The sequence below is a fragment of the Pseudomonas sp. YA1 genome, from assembly GCF_058680555.1.
Genome location: NZ_JBZWBG010000002.1, coordinates 348255 through 365752, shown reverse-complemented (window position 1 = coordinate 365752; position 17498 = coordinate 348255). Strand labels below are relative to the sequence as shown.

General features: G+C 67.9%; 13 protein-coding genes. 7 read left to right on the top strand and 6 right to left on the bottom strand.

Features of this window, described 5'->3' with window-relative positions:
• The first annotated feature begins 162 nt into the window (after positions 1-162).
• Together AC4OR5_RS04010 and tadA are read left to right on the top strand one after the other, a co-directional pair.
• Positions 163-1554 carry a multicopper oxidase family protein gene (locus tag AC4OR5_RS04010; protein WP_003137910.1) on the top strand — a complete coding sequence of 464 codons (1392 nt, stop codon included), beginning with the start codon at positions 163-165 and terminating at the stop codon, positions 1552-1554.
• On the top strand, positions 1545-2093 hold the full coding sequence (gene tadA / locus AC4OR5_RS04005) for a tRNA adenosine(34) deaminase TadA (RefSeq protein WP_003092697.1): 549 nt from the start codon (positions 1545-1547) through the stop codon (positions 2091-2093). The genes AC4OR5_RS04010 and tadA overlap by 10 nt, the downstream gene beginning before the upstream one ends.
• A gap of 86 nt (positions 2094-2179) precedes the next feature.
• Here the strand turns inward: tadA and AC4OR5_RS04000 are convergent, their stop codons facing one another.
• Entirely contained in the window at positions 2180-2419 is a 240-nt protein-coding gene (locus tag AC4OR5_RS04000) for a hypothetical protein (protein WP_152959661.1), read from the bottom strand.
• Positions 2420-2481: 62 nt separating this feature from the next.
• On the opposite strand from AC4OR5_RS04000, the gene AC4OR5_RS03995 reads away from it, so the two are divergent.
• Positions 2482-3738 (top strand): aromatic amino acid transport family protein, encoded by a 1257-nt coding sequence (locus AC4OR5_RS03995; RefSeq protein WP_003092694.1) that lies wholly within the window; start codon positions 2482-2484, stop codon positions 3736-3738.
• Positions 3739-3863: 125 nt separating this feature from the next.
• On the top strand, positions 3864-4448 hold the full coding sequence (locus tag AC4OR5_RS03990; RefSeq protein ID WP_023106010.1) for a DUF2239 family protein: 585 nt from the start codon (positions 3864-3866) through the stop codon (positions 4446-4448).
• Between the two features lie 13 nt (positions 4449-4461).
• On the opposite strand, the gene mltF is transcribed toward AC4OR5_RS03990, so the two are convergent.
• Positions 4462-5934 carry a membrane-bound lytic murein transglycosylase MltF gene (gene mltF / locus AC4OR5_RS03985; protein ID WP_003104806.1) on the bottom strand — a complete coding sequence of 491 codons (1473 nt, stop codon included), beginning with the start codon at positions 5932-5934 and terminating at the stop codon, positions 4462-4464.
• A gap of 286 nt (positions 5935-6220) precedes the next feature.
• Here mltF and purL point away from each other — a divergent pair, with 286 nt between their 5' ends.
• The 3 genes from purL (at position 6221) to AC4OR5_RS03970 (ending at position 10899) form a co-directional block, all read left to right on the top strand.
• Positions 6221-10117, top strand: coding sequence for a phosphoribosylformylglycinamidine synthase (gene purL / locus AC4OR5_RS03980; RefSeq protein ID WP_003137917.1), 3897 nt, complete (start codon positions 6221-6223; stop codon positions 10115-10117).
• A 6-nt stretch (positions 10118-10123) separates the two neighbouring features.
• Entirely contained in the window at positions 10124-10402 is a 279-nt protein-coding gene (locus tag AC4OR5_RS03975; RefSeq protein ID WP_003158782.1) for a CDGSH iron-sulfur domain-containing protein, read from the top strand.
• 179 nt (positions 10403-10581) lie between these two features.
• On the top strand, positions 10582-10899 hold the full coding sequence (locus AC4OR5_RS03970; RefSeq protein WP_003092679.1) for a YqfO family protein: 318 nt from the start codon (positions 10582-10584) through the stop codon (positions 10897-10899).
• A 201-nt stretch (positions 10900-11100) separates the two neighbouring features.
• On the opposite strand, the gene nagE is transcribed toward AC4OR5_RS03970, so the two are convergent.
• The 4 genes from nagE to nagA are packed head-to-tail and all read right to left on the bottom strand — an operon-like array spanning position 11101 to position 17493.
• Positions 11101-12813, bottom strand: coding sequence for an N-acetylglucosamine-specific PTS transporter subunit IIBC (gene nagE / locus AC4OR5_RS03965; protein ID WP_003112082.1), 1713 nt, complete (start codon positions 12811-12813; stop codon positions 11101-11103).
• Between the two features lie 24 nt (positions 12814-12837).
• Entirely contained in the window at positions 12838-15366 is a 2529-nt protein-coding gene (ptsP, locus tag AC4OR5_RS03960; RefSeq protein ID WP_003129848.1) for a phosphoenolpyruvate--protein phosphotransferase, read from the bottom strand.
• Positions 15367-15382: 16 nt separating this feature from the next.
• Positions 15383-16405: an SIS domain-containing protein gene (locus AC4OR5_RS03955; protein ID WP_034006345.1), complete on the bottom strand. Its 1023-nt coding sequence runs from the start codon at positions 16403-16405 to the stop codon at positions 15383-15385.
• Entirely contained in the window at positions 16402-17493 is a 1092-nt protein-coding gene (gene nagA / locus AC4OR5_RS03950; RefSeq protein ID WP_058160183.1) for an N-acetylglucosamine-6-phosphate deacetylase, read from the bottom strand. The genes AC4OR5_RS03955 and nagA overlap by 4 nt, the downstream gene beginning before the upstream one ends.
• Between the last annotated feature and the right edge of the window lie 5 nt (positions 17494-17498).

Here is a 17498-nt window from a genome sequence, read left to right as displayed (position 1 = left end):
CGCAGTCCGCGACCAGCGATCCGCCGCTGGCGCTGGGGAGCTCTTTTGCTTGCTGCAGGTCAGCGGGAGTGTATTTGTTCCGAGCGAGAACTCGCCTTGCGGGCGTGGAAATGAGAAAATCTATCATTTCCCAGCCGCAGTACCCGCGAAGGTGAAGGCTCCATGACATTTACCCGTAGACAAGTGCTCGGCGGCCTCGCCGGGCTGGCGGTGGTCGGCCTCGGCGCCGGCGGCGCGCGCCTCTGGCTGGCGCGTCCGCAGGTGGCGCAGGAGTACGACTACGAACTGATCGCCGCGCCGCTGGATCTGGAGATCGTCCCGGGCTTCAGCAGTCCGGCGCTGGCCTATGGCGGCCAGTGCCCCGGCGTGGAGTTGCGGGCGAAGCAGGGCGAGTGGCTGCGGGTGCGCTTCACCAACAGGCTGGACGAGCCGACCACCATCCACTGGCACGGCATCCGCCTGCCGATCGAGATGGACGGCGTACCGTACATTTCCCAGCCGCCGGTGCAGCCGGGCGAGAGCTTCATCTACCAGTTCAAGACCCAGGACGCCGGCAGCTACTGGTACCACCCGCACCTGATGAGCAGCGAGCAGCTCGGCCGCGGACTGGTCGGCCCGCTGATCATCGAGGAGCGCGAACCCACCGGGTTCCGCCACGAGAAGGTTCTCTGCCTGAAGACCTGGCACGTGGACGAGCAGGGCGCCTTCACCCCCTTCAGCGTGCCGCGCCAGGCCGCGCGCGAAGGCACCCGCGGGCGCTATTCGACGATCAACGGCAAGCATGTGCCGACCATCGACCTGCCGGCCGGGCAGATCGTCCGGGTGCGCCTGCTGAACGTCGACAACACCGTCACCTACCGTCTCAACCTGCCCAACGGCGAGGCGAGGATCTATGCCATCGATGGCCATCCGGTGGAACCGCGCGGATTCGAGGGGCAGTACTGGATCGGCCCCGGGATGCGCCTGGAGCTGGCGCTGAAGGTGCCGGAAGCGGGCACCGAGCTGTCCCTGCGCGACGGGCCGGTACGCCTGGCGACGATCCGCAGCGTGGCCAGCGCCGAGGCTCCTGCCGGCGACTGGCCGAAGCCGTTGCCGGCGAATCCGGTGAGCGAACCGGACCTGGCCAATGCCGAGAAGATCGGTTTCCGTTTCGAGTGGGTCGGGGCGATGTCCGATACCAGCGGCAAGAATCCCTATCCGTCGTTCTGGCAGATCAACGGCAAGGCCTGGGAAGGCGGCGAGGAGCACAAGCACAACGCGCCGCCGCTGGCCAAGCTCAAGGAAGGCCAGAGCTACATCTTCGAGCTGCGCAACATGGCGCAGTACCAGCACCCGATCCACCTGCATGGAATGGCCTTCAAGGTGCTGGATTCGGATCGCCGGGAGATCATCCCGTACTTCACCGACACCTACCTGCTGGGCAAGAACGAGACCGCTCGCGTCGCGCTGGTGGCGGACAATCCGGGCCTGTGGATGTTCCACTGCCATGTCATCGACCATATGGAGACCGGCCTGATGGGGACCATCGCGGTCGGCGAGGCCTGGTGCGGGTGACTAAGCTGATCAGCAACGGCAAGGGCTACCCGACGGTAAAAGGCGTGCGTCCGATCATCGATCGCAGCCGGGACCCGCATTTCATGCGCGAGGCCCTGGCAGAGGCGGAAAAGGCCGCGGCCCTCGGCGAAGTGCCGGTGGGCGCGGTCCTGGTGCGCGAGGGCGAGATCATCGGGCGGGGCTTCAACCGGCCGATCAGCAGCCACGATCCCAGTGCCCACGCCGAAATGCTGGCGATCCGCATGGCAGCGGCGGAGGCGGGCAACTACCGGCTGCCAGGCAGCACCCTGTATGTGACCCTGGAACCCTGCAGCATGTGTTCCGGACTGCTGGTGCACGCACGCATCCAGCGCCTGGTGTACGGCACGGTCGAGCCCAAGTCGGGCGCAGTGGAAAGCCGTGGGCGATTCTTCGAGCAGGAGCATCTCAACCATAGGGTCATGGTCGAGGGCGGCGTGCTGGCGGAAGAATGCAGCCAGGCGCTCTCGGCGTTCTTCCGCGCGCGGCGCGAAGCGGCGAAGAAGCCTCGCGAAGACTGACGGATGTTTCTCTTTTCGAACGCTCCGGCTGAAACGTTAAAGCACGCCATGGCGCCTCTCTCTCCTTCAAAAGCCATCTGCATCAATTATTTATCCGGATATTTCGGACGATCGGCATAGGCGTAAAGTCGTAGTCGCCGCGCGCTTCCTTCGTCGAATTGTGTGATATTTTGCACGGCCGCTTGAGCAAGCGGCCCGCAGGCAATGGCTTCAGGTGAGAGCGAGCCCGCCTGCGGATACCCCCGCCGGACCGCGCAGCCGAAAAGCGCGGCCGGTCCGGAGGCGTCCGCGATTCCCGGCCCTGCATTGTCCTCGAAGAAGGCCATCGGTACGGCGGTCCTGGCCGCCTCCCGCACAATGCCAATTCGAAATGCAGGGAGTTGTTGTCATGAGTGATACCCGGGTCCAGCAGTATCAGGATCACGCCGGGGCGGAAGCCGTCGATTCCTCGGGACTGGAGGTCAAGCGCCTGACGTTCCTCGAGGCGGTGGCGATGATCGTCGGAACCAACATCGGCGCAGGCGTGCTGTCCATGGCCTACGCCAGCCGCAAGGCCGGCTTCATGCCATTGCTGCTCTGGCTGGCGGTGGCCGGCCTGTTCACCACCATTTCCATGCTCTACGTCTCGGAAACCGCCCTGCGCACGCGCACCCACAACCAGTTGAGCGGCCTTGCCCAGCGCTATGTCGGCTCCTTCGGCGCCTGGGCGATCTTCCTGTCCGTGGCGGTCAACAGCATCGGCGCGCTGATCGCCTACATGAGCGGCAGCGGCAAGATCCTCAGCGCCTTCTTCGGCATCAGCCCGGCCCTGGGCAGCGTGCTGTTCTTCATTCCGGCCGCCGGCGTGCTGTATCTGGGACTGAGCGCCATCGGCAAGGGCGAGAAGTTCATCAGCATCGGCATGGTCAGCATGATCCTGATCCTGGTGGCGGCCACCCTGCTCAACGACAATACCGAGTTCGCTCGCCTGCTCGAAGGCGACTGGATCTACATGGTCCCGGTATTCAACATCGCGGTGTTCTGCTTCTCCGCCCAGTACATCGTCCCGGAGATGGCCCGTGGTTTCAGCCACGCTCCGGAGCGCCTGCCGAAGGCGGTGATCACCGGGATGCTGACCACCTTCGTCCTGCTCAGCATCGTGCCGCTCTCGGTGATCGCCCTGACCGGCCTGGAGAACCAGTCCGAAGTCGCCACCCTGGCCTGGGGCAAGGCGCTCGGCGAATGGGCCTTCTTCACCGCCAACACCTTCGCCCTGTGCGCCATGCTGACGTCCTACTGGGGCCTGGGCGGTAGCTTCCTGACCAACATCTTCGACAAGTTCCACAAGCTCGGTCCGGAGAACCGGCCGAAGACCCGCCTGCTGGTGCTGGCGATCGTCGCGCTGCCGCCGTTCGTCCTGGCCTACAGCGGGCTGGTCGGCTTCGTCAACGCGCTGTACTTCGCCGGGGCCTTCAGCGGAGTGATTCTCTCGATCATGCCAATCCTGATGCTGCGCTCGGCGCGCAGGAACGGCGACTTCGAGCCGGCCTGGAAATGCGGCTGGATCGCCCATCCGGCGATCCAGGCGGTGATCGTGACGATCTACCTGGCCAGCGCCGCCTACGCCATTTGCAGCGCCATGAACCTGCTGCCGGCCGGCTGGTAGGTCATCGCTGCCGGAAGAGGCCGCCATTGGGCGGCCTTTTTCATGGGATTTATTTTATCCGGATAATATTGTCGCTCTATTTATATCCGGGTATTATTCGGGCATTCCATCCATGGGAGCCTGTCATGGCCAATGATCCATACATCCGATCCTTCACCTGCTTCGATGGCACGCGCCGGCTGCTGACGGCGGCGCTGCCGGAGGTTGCGCTGGCCTTGAAGCAAGCGGTCGCCGGCGGTGCTGCCGGGCCGCTGCTGGTGTTCGACAATGCCACTGGGCGCTCCGTCGATCTCGATATCCGCGGTTCCAGCGAGGACCTGCTGGCGCGCCTGGTCGGCGCAGGCGAGCGGCAACCGGCGGAGGAGGCCGCGCCGCGCGGGCGCGGGCGGCCGAAGCTGGGCGTGGTGGCGCGCGAGGTGACCTTGTTGCCGCGCCACTGGGAATGGCTCGCCGCGCAGCCCGGGGGCGCCTCGGTGGCGCTGCGCAAGCTGGTCGAGGAGGCGCGCCGCAGCCAGTCCGGGCGTGCGCGGCAGGCGCAGGAGCGCGCCTACCATTTCATGAATGCGATGGCCGGCGACCTGCCGGGCTTCGAGGAGGCGACGCGGGCGCTGTTCGCCGGGGATCGCGAGGGCTTCGCCGAGCGGATCGCCGGCTGGCCGACCGATGTGCGCGAGCACGCCGCCTGGCTGGCAAGCGACGGAGAATCCTGAGGGGAGGGGGCGGCTAGAGTTTCTCGTCGCCGCTGTCTTCTTCCGGGCGCGTCTTGTTCACGCCGGGCAGGTGCAACCCGCTCTCGGCGATCTGGCTGCCTTCCATCTGCGGCTGGGTCACCCAGGTGAGGATGTCGTAGTAGCGCCGCACGTTCTGTACGAAGTGCACGGTCTCGCCGCCGCGCGCATAGCCGTAGCGGGTCTTGGCGTACCACTGCTTCTGCGCCAGGCGCGGCAGCATCTTCTTCACGTCCAGCCACTTGTTCGGGTTGAGGCCTTCCTTCTCGGCCATCTTGCGCGCGTCTTCCAGGTGCGCGCCGCCGATGTTGTAGGCGGCCAGGGCGAACCAGCTGCGGTCCGGTTCCTTGATGCTCTCGGGCAGTTCGCTGCGGATCTGCACGAAATACTTACTGCCGCCCTGGATGCTCTGCTTCGGGTCGAGCCGGTTGGACACGCCCATCGCCTGGGCGGTGCGGTTGGTCAGCATCATCAGGCCGCGCACGCCGGTCTTGGAGGTGGCGCCGGGCTGCCACAGCGATTCCTGGTAGCCGATGGCGGCGAGCAGGCGCCAGTCGGTATCCAGCTGCTTGCCGCTCTGCTTGAAGTGGCTTTCGTAGCGCGGCAGGCGTTGCTGCAGGTGCTGGGCGAAGGTGTAGGCGCCGACGTAGCCGAGTACGTCGACATGCCCGTAGTAACGGTCCTTCAGGCGTTGCAGCAGGCCTTCCTTCTTGGCCTGGTCGAGGAACGCGTTGACCTCGTTCATCAGGCTGTCGTCGTCGCCCCCCGGCAAGGCCCAGGCCAGCCCGCGGGCTTCGCCGAAGTCGAAGGCGACGCGGACGTTGGGGAAGTACACCTGGTTCATCGCCAGTTCGTTGGAGTCGACCAGGGTCAGGTCGATGTCGCCGACGTCGACCATGCGTAACAGGTCGACCACTTCGACAGCATCGGATTCTTCGTACTTCAGTTCGGGATACTGCTTCTTCAGCTCGGCGAGCTGCTCCGCGTGGCTGCTGCCCTTGAGCACCATGATGCGCTTGCCGACCAGGTCTTCCGGGCGGGTCGGGCGCTGCTGGCCGTTGCGGTAGATGATCTGCGGGGTGACGTCGAGGTAGGTGTGCGAGTAGCGCACGCTGGCGTCGTCTTCGCGTCCCGGGGTCAGGCCGGCCGCGGCGAGCGCCGGGCCGCCCTCGCGGGAAAGCTGGGCATAGAGGTCGTCGAGGTTGTCGGCGGTCTCGATCTTCAGCTCGACGCCGAGACGCTCGGCGAAGCGCTTGGCCAGTTCGTATTCGAAGCCGGTTTCGCCGTTGCGGTCCTGGAAGTAGGTGGCCGGGCTGTTGCGGGTGATCACGCGCAGTACGCCCTCCTTCTGCACGCGCTCCAGGGCGGTAGGGGCTTTCGCCTCGCTACAGCCCGCAAGCAGCAGAAAGATGCCGGTCGCCAACAGCCAGGCGGCGCAACGTAAGCGGTACGCGGTCAGGGCAAACATCGGCGCAGTATACGCAAAGGCGAGACGGCGCCATATCTCGACAGCCGGGACCTTCTCTGCTATCGCCGGGATACCGTTCGTCCGCCGTTTCCCTTGCCCCGTCGCAGAGCGCTGCGGCGCCGTTCTCGAAGTACTTCGAAGCGGGCCGCCGCGGATCCGATGGAGGGCTATGCGATAGCCATCGGCGCGGGTGCCGCCGGACGGTGCTTTACGGTAGAATGCACGGCCTCTGCGGGCCGGCCCGGCCGGCCCCCACACCTTCCCGTCTCCAGAGGCTGTTCCGACAATGCTGATCCTGCGCGGCGCTCCCGCCCTTTCCGCTTTCCGCCACGGCAAACTGCTCGAGCAACTGACCCAGCACGTACCTGCCGTTACCGGGCTGTACGCTGAGTTCGCGCATTTCGCCGACGTCACCGGCGCGCTCACCGCCGACGAGGAGCAGGTGCTGGCGCGGCTGCTGAAATACGGCCCGAGCGTGCCGGTGCAGGAGCCCAGCGGCCGGCTGTTCCTGGTGGTGCCGCGCTTCGGCACCATCTCGCCGTGGTCGAGCAAGGCCTCCGACATCGCCCGCAACTGCGGCCTGGCGAAGATCGACCGGCTGGAGCGCGGCATTGCCTACTATGTGCAGGGCGAACTTTCCGAGAGCGATGCCCAACAGGTCGCCGCCCGCCTGCATGACCGCATGACCCAACTGGTGCTGGACCGCCTGGAAGGCGCCGCCGAGCTGTTCAGCCATGCGCAGCCCCGCCCGCTCACCGCCGTCGACGTGCTTGGCGGCGGTCGCGCAGCGCTGGAGAAGGCCAACGTCGAGTTGGGCCTGGCCCTGGCCGAGGACGAGATCGACTACCTGCTGAAGAGCTTCGGCGAACTGGGGCGCAACCCGCACGACGTCGAGCTGATGATGTTCGCCCAGGCCAACTCCGAGCATTGCCGGCACAAGATCTTCAATGCCAGCTGGGACATCGACGGGCAGGCCCAGGACAAGAGCCTGTTCGGCATGATCAAGAACACCTACGAGATGAACCGTGAAGGCGTGCTGTCCGCATACAAGGACAACGCCGCGGTCATCGTCGGCCATGTCGCCGGGCGTTTCTTCCCCGATCCGCAGACCCGCGAATACGCCGCCAGCCGCGAGCCGGTGCAGATCCTGATGAAGGTGGAGACCCACAACCACCCGACCGCCATCGCGCCGTTCCCCGGTGCCTCCACCGGTTCCGGCGGCGAGATCCGCGACGAGGGCGCCACCGGCCGCGGCGCCAAGCCGAAGGCCGGCCTGACCGGCTTCACCGTGTCCAACCTGCAGATCCCCGGTTTCGAACAGCCCTGGGAAGTGCCCTACGGCAAGCCCGAGCGCATCGTCACCGCGCTGGACATCATGGTCGAGGGCCCGCTGGGCGGCGCCGCGTTCAACAACGAGTTCGGCCGTCCGGCGCTGACCGGCTACTTCCGTACCTTCGAGCAGAAGATCGCTACCCCTCACGGCGAGGAAGTGCGCGGCTACCACAAGCCGATCATGCTCGCCGGCGGCATGGGCAACATTCGCGACGAACACGTGCAGAAGGGCGAGATCAGCGTCGGCGCCAAGCTCATCGTCCTTGGCGGCCCGGCCATGCTGATCGGCCTGGGCGGCGGCGCCGCCTCTTCGATGGCCACCGGCGCCAGCTCCGCCGACCTCGACTTCGCCTCGGTGCAGCGCGACAACCCGGAAATGGAGCGACGTTGCCAGGAAGTGATCGACCGCTGCTGGCAGCTCGGCGAGCGCAACCCGATCAGCTTCATCCATGACGTCGGTGCCGGCGGCCTGTCCAACGCCCTGCCGGAACTGATCAACGACGGCGGCCGCGGCGGTCGCTTCGAGCTGCGTGCGGTGCCCAACGACGAGCCGGGCATGAGCCCGCTGGAAATCTGGTGCAACGAGTCGCAGGAGCGCTACGTGCTGTCGGTGGATGCCGCCGACTTCGAGACCTTCAAGGCCATCTGCGAGCGCGAGCGCTGCCCGTTCGCGGTGGTCGGCGAGGCCATCGAGCAGCGCCAGCTGACCGTCGCCGACAGCCATTTCGACAACAAGCCGGTAGACATGCCGCTGGAAGTCCTGCTCGGCAAGGCGCCGCGCATGCACCGCGCGGTCACCCGCGAGGCCGAGCTGGGCGACGATTTCGACGCCGCCGGGCTGGAGCTGCAGGAAAGCGTCGAGCGCGTCCTGCGCCATCCCGCCGTGGCCAGCAAGAGCTTCCTGATCACCATCGGCGACCGCACCATCACCGGGCTGGTGGCCCGCGACCAGATGGTCGGGCCCTGGCAGGTGCCGGTGGCCGACTGCGCCGTCACCGCCACCAGCTTCGACGTCTACACCGGCGAGGCCATGGCGATGGGCGAACGTACCCCGCTGGCGCTGCTGGACGCCCCGGCTTCCGGACGCATGGCCATCGGCGAGACGGTCACCAACCTGGCTGCCGCGCGTATCGGCAAGCTGTCCGACATCAAGCTTTCCGCCAACTGGATGGCCGCCGCCGGCCACCCCGGCGAGGACGCGCGCCTGTATGACACGGTCAAGGCCGTGGGCATGGAACTGTGCCCGGAACTGGGCATCACCATCCCGGTGGGCAAGGACTCGATGTCCATGAAGACCCGCTGGCAGGACAATGGCGAGGACAAGAGCGTCACTTCTCCGGTCTCGCTGATCGTCACCGGCTTCGCCCCGGTCGCCGACGTGCGCCAGAGCCTGACCCCGCAACTGCGCCTGGACAAGGGCGAGACCGACCTGATCCTGATCGATCTCGGTCGCGGCAAGAACCGTCTCGGCGGCTCGATCCTGGCCCAGGTCCACGGCAAGCTCGGCCGCGCCGTGCCGGACGTCGACGACGCCGAGGACCTGAAAGCCTTCTTCGCGGTGATCCAGGGGCTCAATGCCGACGGCCATATCCTCGCCTACCACGACCGTTCCGACGGCGGCCTGATCACCAGCGTGCTGGAGATGGCCTTCGCCGGTCACTGCGGCGTCGAGCTGAACCTCGATGCCCTGGCCGATAGCCGCGAAGAGTTGGCGGCCGTGTTGTTCAGCGAGGAACTGGGCGCGGTGATCCAAGTTCGCGAGGGCGCCACTCCGGAAGTCCTCGCGCAGTTCAGCGCCGCCGGTCTCGACGACTGCGTGGCGGTGATCGGCCAGCCGGTCAACGGCTACGAGATCAACCTGAACTACAACGGCGAGACCGTCTACAGCGCCCAGCGCCGCATCCTGCAACGCATCTGGAGCGAGACCAGCTACCAGATCCAGCGTCTGCGCGACAACGCCGACTGCGCCGAGCAGGAGTTCGACGCGCTGCTGGACGAAGACAACCCCGGGCTGTCGATCAAGCTCAGCTACGACGTCAACGACGACATCGCCGCGCCCTACATCAAGAAGGGCGTGCGGCCGAAAGTGGCGATCCTCCGCGAGCAGGGCGTCAACGGCCAGGTGGAGATGGCCGCGGCGTTCGACCGCGCCGGCTTCGCCGCGATCGACGTGCACATGAGCGACATCCTCGCCGGGCGGGTCGACCTGGACGCCTTCAAGGGCCTGGTGGCCTGCGGTGGCTTCTCCTACGGCGACGTGCTCGGCGCCGGCGAGGGCTGGGCCAAGTCGATCCTCTTCAACGCCCGCGCCCGCGACGGCTTCCAGGCCTTCTTCGCGCGCAAGGACAGCTTCGCCCTCGGCGTCTGCAACGGCTGCCAGATGATGTCCAACCTGCACGAGCTGATTCCCGGCACCGAGTTCTGGCCGCACTTCGTGCGCAACCGTTCCGAGCAGTTCGAGGCGCGGGTGGCGATGGTCCAGGTGCAGGAGTCGTCGTCGATCTTCCTGCAGGGCATGGCCGGTTCGCGCCTGCCGATCGCCATCGCCCATGGCGAAGGCCATGCGGAGTTCGAGTCGGAGGAAGCGTTGCTCGAGGCCGACCTTTCCGGCTGCGTGTCGCTGCGTTTCGTCGACAACCACGGCAAGGTCACCGAAGCCTACCCGGCCAACCCCAACGGGTCGCCGCGCGGCATCACCGGGCTGAGCAGCCGCGACGGCCGGGTCACCATCATGATGCCGCACCCCGAGCGGGTGTTCCGCGCCGTGCAGAATTCCTGGCGCCCGGACGACTGGCAGGAAGACGGCGGCTGGCTGCGCATGTTCCGCAACGCCCGGGTCTGGGTGGACTGATCCGGCATGGCGGGCGATGCGGACTCCAGCTCGTCGCCCGACCTTCTTCCCGAGGTTCGCCGGGTCTCTCCCGGCGACACCTTGCGGCTCTGTACCTGCGGGGCTTCGGCTTCGCTTCCCGACTGTCCCGCCGACTGCCGCAACGGTCTGACGCTCCACGCGACCCGCGAGCGCCTGTTGCTGTTGTGCCGCTGCGGGCGCTCTGCCGACCTGCCGTATTGCGACGGTAGCCATGCGCCTTCCGCCTCCGGGCTGAAGGCCAGGTGGCGGCGTTTCCGCGGGTGAACGTAAATCTGTGAACGCCCGCACGAAGGTGTTGTGACGGGCGAACAAATGTTGCGCTTATCTGTCGTAAAGACAGCGTCAAATATTCATCATGTCAAGGCAAAGTGCCATTATTTGGCGTCGGCAGTCGCACAACCACCGACCGCCTCGTGCAGCATTCGATTCGTGCGGAGAAAACGATGTACAAGCTGTGTTTCTATGTGCCTGAGAGCCATCTGGATGTCGTCAAGCAAGCGGTGTTCGCCGCGGGTGGCGGGCGCATCGGGGCGTACGACAGTTGCTGCTGGCAGTCCCTTGGCCAGGGCCAGTTCCGGCCCCTGGACGGTAGCCAACCCTACCTGGGCCAGGTCGGCCAGGTCGAGCACGTGGCGGAGTGGAAAGTGGAGCTGGTGGTGGCCGACGAGCTCATCCACGCCAGCGTCAAGGCGCTGAAGGCGGCGCATCCCTATGAGACCCCGGCCTACGAGGTCTGGCGCCTGACCGACATGGTCTTCTGAGTTTTCCTCGGACAAGCAAGAAGGGCGGCCAGTGGCCGCCCTTTTCGTTATCCGCCTCACGGGGAGAGCCCGACCCGGGGCTGTGGCGTGGCGCGAACAACCGTCTCGCGATTATCGAACCCGAGCGTGGGAGCTGTGGCGTAGGGCGGATAACCGCTTGGCGGTTATCCGCCGATTGGCCGAGGTCCAGCCCTCCTGCCGTCAGCGCCGCAGCAGCGGTTGCAGGGCCTGGCTCAAGGCCGCGGCGCGGGGGCCCACCAGGATATGGCAGATGCCGCCGGCGAGGGAACTGACGCCCTGTCCGCCGAGACGACGCAGTTGCTCGGTGGCCAGCTTGCGTTCGTCCGCCACGCTGACCCGCAGGCGGGTCAGTGCGACGTCCCGTACCTCGCGCAGGTTGCCGGCGCCGCCGAGGGCGCCGAGCCAGGCCTGGGCTTCGGCGGCGTCGACGGTGGCCTGCATCGACACCACCTCTTCGGCTGTGTTCGGACTGCCCAGCGGCGGTACGGCTTCGCCCGGTTGCGTATCGAAGGGCAGGGCGCGGCGGATCTCGTCGGCGATGCTGTCGGCCTGTGGGCCGACCACCACCTGCAGGCTGCCGGCCTTGCCCGGACGTACCACGGCCATCGCACCGAGGGCCTTGAGTTGGGCGTCCGAGGCCTTGTCGCGGTCGACCAGGCGCAGACGCAGGCGCGTGGTGCAGGCGTCCACCACTTCGAGGTTGGCTGCGCCACCCAGGGCGCGGATGAATGCCGGGGCGCGCTCGGCTTCGGTGTTGTCGCCCGATTCGCTGCTCGCGTCGTCTTCGCGGCCCGGGGTCTTCAGGTTGAAGCGGCGGATGCAGAAGTCGAACACCAGGTAATAGATGCCGGCATAGAGCAGGCCCAGCGGCCAGAGCATCCAGCCGTGGGTGGAACGGCCCCAGCCCAGGGCGAGGTCGATGGCGCCACCGGAGAAGGTGAAGCCGAGGCGGATGTCGAGCAGGTCGGTGAGGGCCATGGACAGGCCGGTGAGCAGCGCATGCAGCAGGTAGAGCAGCGGCGCGAGGAACATGAAGGCGAACTCCACCGGCTCGGTGACGCCGGTGAGGAAGGCGGTCAAGGCCATCGACAGGAGCAGTCCGCCGATCAGCTTGCGCCGCTCCGGACGGGCGTTGCGGTACATCGCCAGGCAGGCGGCGGGCAGGCCGAACATCATCACCGGGAACATCCCGGCCATGAACTGGCCGCCCTTCGGGTCGCCGGCGAAATAGCGCGCCAGGTCGCCGGTGACGACGCGCCCGGTTTCCGGGTCGGTGAAGCTGCCGAAGACGAACCACACCAGGTTGTTGAGGATGTGGTGCAACCCGGTGACGATCAGCAGGCGGTTCAGCACGCCGAAGGCGAAGGCGCCGAAGCTGCCGCTTTCCAGCATGAGTTGGCCGAGGCCGTTGATACCCTGTTGCAGCGGTGGCCAGATCACCCCGAACAGCAGGCCCAGGCAGACCGCGCTGATCCCGGTGGCGATCGGCACGAAGCGGCGGCCGCCGAAAAACGCCAGGTATTCCGGCAGCTTCACGTCCTTGAAGCGGTTATACAGGGCGCCAGCCACCAGGCCGCTGATGATGCCGGAGAGCACGCCCATGTCGATGCCCGGATCGATCACCTTGAGCACCGAGATCATCACCAGGTAGCCGATGGCGCCGGCCAGGCCGGCGGTGCCGTTGTTGTCGCGAGCGAAACCGACGGCGATGCCGATGGCGAAGATCAGCGCCAGGTTGGCGAAGATCGCCTTGCCGGCGTCGTGGACCAGCGGAATGTCGAGCAGGTCGACGTCGCCCAGGCGCAGCAGCAGGCCGGCGATCGGCAGGATCGCGATCGGCAGCATCAGGGCGCGGCCCAGGCGTTGCAGGCTTTCGATCAGGAACGGGGGCATGGCGGTGGTCTCCGATTGTTCTTGTCAGGCCAGCGGCCAGTGTTGCAGGCAGGCGTCGCGCACCGCCCGGGCGCTGCCCAGGTCCAGCAGCGCCTGGGCGTGGCGGCGGCATTCGGCGGCGTCGAGCTGGCGCACCCGGGTCTTGATCTCGCCGACCAGGTTCGGACCGACGGACAATTCCTCGACCCCGAGGCCGACCAGTACCGGTGTCGCCAGCGGGTCCGAGGCCAGTGCACCGCAGACGCCGACCCAGCGGCCGTGACGGGCTGCTCCGGCGCAGGTCTGGGCGATCAGCCGCAGCAGCGCCGGGTGGAGGGCGTCGATGCGGTCGGCCAGGCCGGCGTGGCAACGGTCCATGGCCAGGGCGTACTGCGACAGGTCGTTGGTGCCGATGGAGAGGAAGTCGGCGTGTTCGGCCAGTTGATCGGCGAGCAGGGCGGCGGAGGGCACCTCGATCATCACCCCGAGTTCGGGCAGGCGCTCGATCCCCAATTGCGTGGCCAGCTCGCCGAGGCGGCCACGGATGGCGCGCAGTTCGTCGACCTCGCTGACCATCGGCAGCAGTATCCGGCAGCGTTCCAGCGGTTCGACCCTCAGCAGCGCGCGCAACTGCTGGTCGAGCAGTTCCGGGCGCGCCTGGCCGAGACGGATGCCGCGCAGGCCCAGCGCAGGGTTTTCTTCCACCGGCAGCGGCAGGTAGTCGAGGTGCTTGTCGCCGCCGACATCGATGGTGCGGATGATCACCTTGCGCTGGCCCATGGCGTCCAGGACCTCCTGGTAGGCGTTGCGCTGCTCCTCTTCGTCGGGCGCGGCGCGGCGCTCGAGAAAGAGAAACTCGGTGCGTAGCAGGCCGACCCCGTCGGCGCCGTTGGCGAAGGCTTCGGCGGCCTCGCGCGGCGAGGCGACGTTGGCGCCGATCTCGATGCGCCGGCCGTCGCGGGTGAGCGCCTCGCGCTGCGCATCGGCCTGCTGGCGGCGGCGTTGTTCCTCGCGCTGCGCCACTTGCAAGGCGACCTGCTCCAGGCGTCGAGCGTCTGGGCTGAGTTCCAGCCGGCCCTGGCCGGCGTCCAGCACCACCTGCCGGCCTTCCTCCAGCTCCAGCAGCCCGGCGCCGAGCGCCACCAGGCACGGCAGGCCCTTGCTGCGGGCGAGGATGGCCACGTGGGAGGTGGCGCCGCCTTCGGCCATGCACAGGCCAGCCGCGCCGGCATCCACCAGCGGCGCGAGGTCGGAGGGGGTGATCTCCCGGGCGGCGACGATGGCGCCAGCAGGCACCCGCAATGGCGCGGTGTCGCCGAGCAGTACCCGCAGCACGCGTTTTTCCAGGTCGCGCAGGTCGTTGGCGCGCTCGGCCAGCAGCAGGTTGCCCAGCGCCTGGAGAATCTCGCACTGGGCCTGGATCGCCCGGTGCCAGGCGTGGGCGGCGCCGACGCCCTGGTCGATCAGCATGTCGGCGGCGTCCAGCAGACCCGGGTCTTCCAGCAGCGCGAGATGCGCGGAAAAGATCGCCGCTTCGTTCTCGTCGCCGCCGAGCCTGGCCTGCTGCAGGCTCCCCTGTACGTCGTCGCGCACCCGTTGCAGGGCCTGGTCCAGGGCGAGGTGCTGTTCCTCGGGACGATGCCGGCCGTCATCCGCCGGCAGGCTGATGGCGCCGAGCCGCGCCAGGGGACCGCTGGCCAGGCCGGGCGAAGCGCAGACGCCGGCCAGGGTACCGGCGACAGCCGCAGGTCGCGCCGGCTCGCCCGGGGCGATGGCGCGCGGGGCATCCTTCGGAGCCCCCGCGGTGGCGCTGGCGAGGGCCGCGAGCAGGGCGCCGAGGGCCGCCTCGCTGTCTTCGCCGCGACAGATCACCTCTACCTCGTCCTGTTCGGCGACCCCCAGGCCCATGATGCCGACCAGGCTGTCGACGCTGGCCACCTGCCCGGCGAAGTGCAGTTCGGCCTGGCTGGAAAAGCCCTGCGCGGTCTTGCGTAGCAGCGCTGCCGGGCGTGCGTGCAGACCGCCATGATGGGCGACCCGCGCCCGCCCGCGGACCTGGCGCTGCGCGGAGCCTTCGCCAGGCGCGGGATTGGCCGGACGTTGCTCGGCCTTCTCCGGACTCAGTTGCAGGAGCGGCGCGCCGACCTCCACCGGGTTGGTGGTCAGCGGGCGTACCTGGAAGCCGTCGCCGTTGGTCAGGATCATCACCGTGATCAGACTGCGGCTGCCGCGGGCGACGCGGTCCAGGTCGAAGCGCAGCAGCGGCTGGCCCTCGATCACCCGCGCACCTTCCTCGACCAGCGCCTCGAAGCCTTCGCCTTGCAGCTGTACGGTGTCGAGGCCGACGTGCAGCAGCAGCTCGGCACCGTTGTCGGCGCGCAGGCTGAGCGCGTGGCGGGTTCGCGCCAAGTGGCTGACCAGCCCGGCGCAGGGCGCGTGCAGGCAATCGTTGAGCGGGTCGATGGCGATGCCTTCACCCAGGGTGCCGCTGGAAAACACCGGGTCGGGTACTCGGTTGAGCGGCATCACGGGGCCGCTCAGGGGCGCTTTGAGGGCGAGATTCTTGTTGTTCATGGGCGCGCGCTCAGGCTCAGTGGGTTCGGGTGACTTTGCTCAGGTGCCGTGGCTGGTCCGGGTCCATGCCGCGGGCTTCGGCCAGGCCGGCGGCCATGACGTAGAAACTCTGGATCGCCAGGATCGGATCGAGCGCCGGATGCGCGGCGCGCTGCAGCGGCAGGTCGCGTTCGGCGATGTCGTCCGGGGCGGCGAGCAATACCTGCGCACCGCGCTGGCGCATATCCTCGGCGAGCGCCAGCAGGCCTTCCTGCTCCGGGCCGCGGGGAGCGAACACCAGCAGCGGATAGCGCTCCTCGACCAGCGCCATCGGTCCATGGCGGACCTCGGCGCTGCTGAAGGCCTCGGCCTGGATCGCCGAGGTTTCCTTGAATTTCAGCGCGGCCTCCTGGGCGATGGCGTAGCCGGCGCCGCGACCGATCACCATCAGCCGCTGGCAGTCGCGCAGGACCTCGATGGCCGGCGACCAGTCGAGCCTGGCGGCCTGCTCCAGCCCGGCCGCCAGGCCCTGGCCTGCGGCCAGCAGGGCATTGTCGCGCTGCCAGTGGGCGAGCAGGCGAGCGCTGGCGCTGAGCGTGGCGATGAAGCTCTTGGTTGCTGCGACGCTGCGCTCGCTGCCGGCGCAGAGCGGCACGACGAATTCGCTGGCGGCTTCCAGCGGCGAATCCTCGGCATTCACCAGGGCGATGCCCAGGGCGCCGCGTTCGCGCAGGATGCGCAGGCTGTCCACGAGGTCGGGGCTCTGCCCGGACTGCGAGAAAGCGAAGACGGCCTGCCCGGCGACACGCAGCGGCGAGCGGTTCAGGGTCACCACCGACATGGGCAGCGAGGCCACCGGCAAGCCGGCGTGCTGCATGGCCAGGTAGGCGAAGTAGCTGGCGGCATGGTCGGAGCTGCCGCGCGCGACAGTCAGTGCCAGGTTCGGATCGACCTCCCGCAGACGCTGGCCAAGCGCCGGCAGGCAGGCGTCGAGCACGGCCAGTTGACGGCTCGCCACCGTGGCGGCGGAGAGCGCTTCCTCGAGCATCAGCGAAGTCATTCGAGTTCTCCTTCCACCATCACGGCGTCGAGTTCCAGGGAGCGATCCAGGCGCACCACATCGGCCCAGGCTGCGGGCGCCAGGCGGCCGCGCTCGGCGAGGCCGAGGTAATCGGCGGGGAATTGCGAAAGGCGTTGCGAGGCTTCGGCCAGGGGCAGGCCGATCTTCACCAGGTTGCGCAGCGCCTGGTCCATGGTCAGGGTGCTGCCGGCCAGGGTGCCGTCGGGCAGGCGCACGCCGCCCAGGCACTTGGTCACCGTGTGGCTGCCGAGCTTGTACTGGCCGTCGGGCATGCCGGCGGCGGCGGTGGAGTCGGTCACGCAGTACAGGCACGGGATCGAACGCAAGGCCACCCTGATGGCGCCGGGATGGACATGCAGCAGGTCGGGGATCAGCTCGGCGTAGCGTGCGTGGGCCAGGGCCGCGCCGACGATACCCGGTTCGCGGTGGTGCAGGCCGGTCATCGCGTTGTAGAGGTGGGTGAAGCTGCTGGCGCCGGCCTCCAGTGCGGCCACGCCATCCTCGTAGCTGCCCAGGGTATGGCCGATCTGCAGGCGTACGCCGCGCTCGGCGAGGGCGCGGATCAGCGGCCGGTGTCCGGCGATCTCGGGGGCGATGGTGATCACCCGGATCGGCGCCCGGCGCAGGTAGTCCTCGACTTCCTCGAGCACCGCGGCATGGGCGAAGTTGGGCTGCGCGCCGAGCTTGCCGGAGTTGATGTGGGGGCCTTCCAGGTGCACGCCGAGTATCCGTGAACCGCCCTCCAGCGAGCGGCGGCAGTAATCGCCGAGCTGGCTGAGGATGTCGGCGATCTCCTCGCGCGGTGCGGTCATGGTGGTGGCCAGCAGCGAGGTCGTGCCGAAGCACCGGTGAGTGCGGGCGATGGTGGCGAAGGCGTCGCCGCCTTCCATGATGTCGCGGCCGCCGCCGCCGTGCACATGCAGGTCGATGAAGCCTGGCAGCAGGTACGGATCGGCGTTGCCGGCCGGATCGCAGGGCTCGCCTTCGATCCGCTGGATACGCCCGTCCTGGATGTGCAGGCGGCCGAGGATCCAGCCTTGCGGGGTGAGGATGTTGCCTTCGAGCATGGCGG

Coding starts and splice junctions, on each gene's coding strand:
- AC4OR5_RS04010 (WP_003137910.1), top strand. CDS start 163: ATGACATTTACCCGTAGACAAGTGCTCGGCGGCCTCGCCGGGCTGGCG.
- AC4OR5_RS04000 (WP_152959661.1), bottom strand. CDS start 2,419: ATGGCCTTCTTCGAGGACAATGCAGGGCCGGGAATCGCGGACGCCTCC.
- AC4OR5_RS03995 (WP_003092694.1), top strand. CDS start 2,482: ATGAGTGATACCCGGGTCCAGCAGTATCAGGATCACGCCGGGGCGGAA.
- AC4OR5_RS03990 (WP_023106010.1), top strand. CDS start 3,864: ATGGCCAATGATCCATACATCCGATCCTTCACCTGCTTCGATGGCACG.
- mltF (WP_003104806.1), bottom strand. CDS start 5,934: ATGTTTGCCCTGACCGCGTACCGCTTACGTTGCGCCGCCTGGCTGTTG.
- purL (WP_003137917.1), top strand. CDS start 6,221: ATGCTGATCCTGCGCGGCGCTCCCGCCCTTTCCGCTTTCCGCCACGGC.
- AC4OR5_RS03975 (WP_003158782.1), top strand. CDS start 10,124: ATGGCGGGCGATGCGGACTCCAGCTCGTCGCCCGACCTTCTTCCCGAG.
- AC4OR5_RS03970 (WP_003092679.1), top strand. CDS start 10,582: ATGTACAAGCTGTGTTTCTATGTGCCTGAGAGCCATCTGGATGTCGTC.
- nagE (WP_003112082.1), bottom strand. CDS start 12,813: ATGCCCCCGTTCCTGATCGAAAGCCTGCAACGCCTGGGCCGCGCCCTG.
- ptsP (WP_003129848.1), bottom strand. CDS start 15,366: ATGAACAACAAGAATCTCGCCCTCAAAGCGCCCCTGAGCGGCCCCGTG.
- AC4OR5_RS03955 (WP_034006345.1), bottom strand. CDS start 16,405: ATGACTTCGCTGATGCTCGAGGAAGCGCTCTCCGCCGCCACGGTGGCG.
- nagA (WP_058160183.1), bottom strand. CDS start 17,493: ATGCTCGAAGGCAACATCCTCACCCCGCAAGGCTGGATCCTCGGCCGC.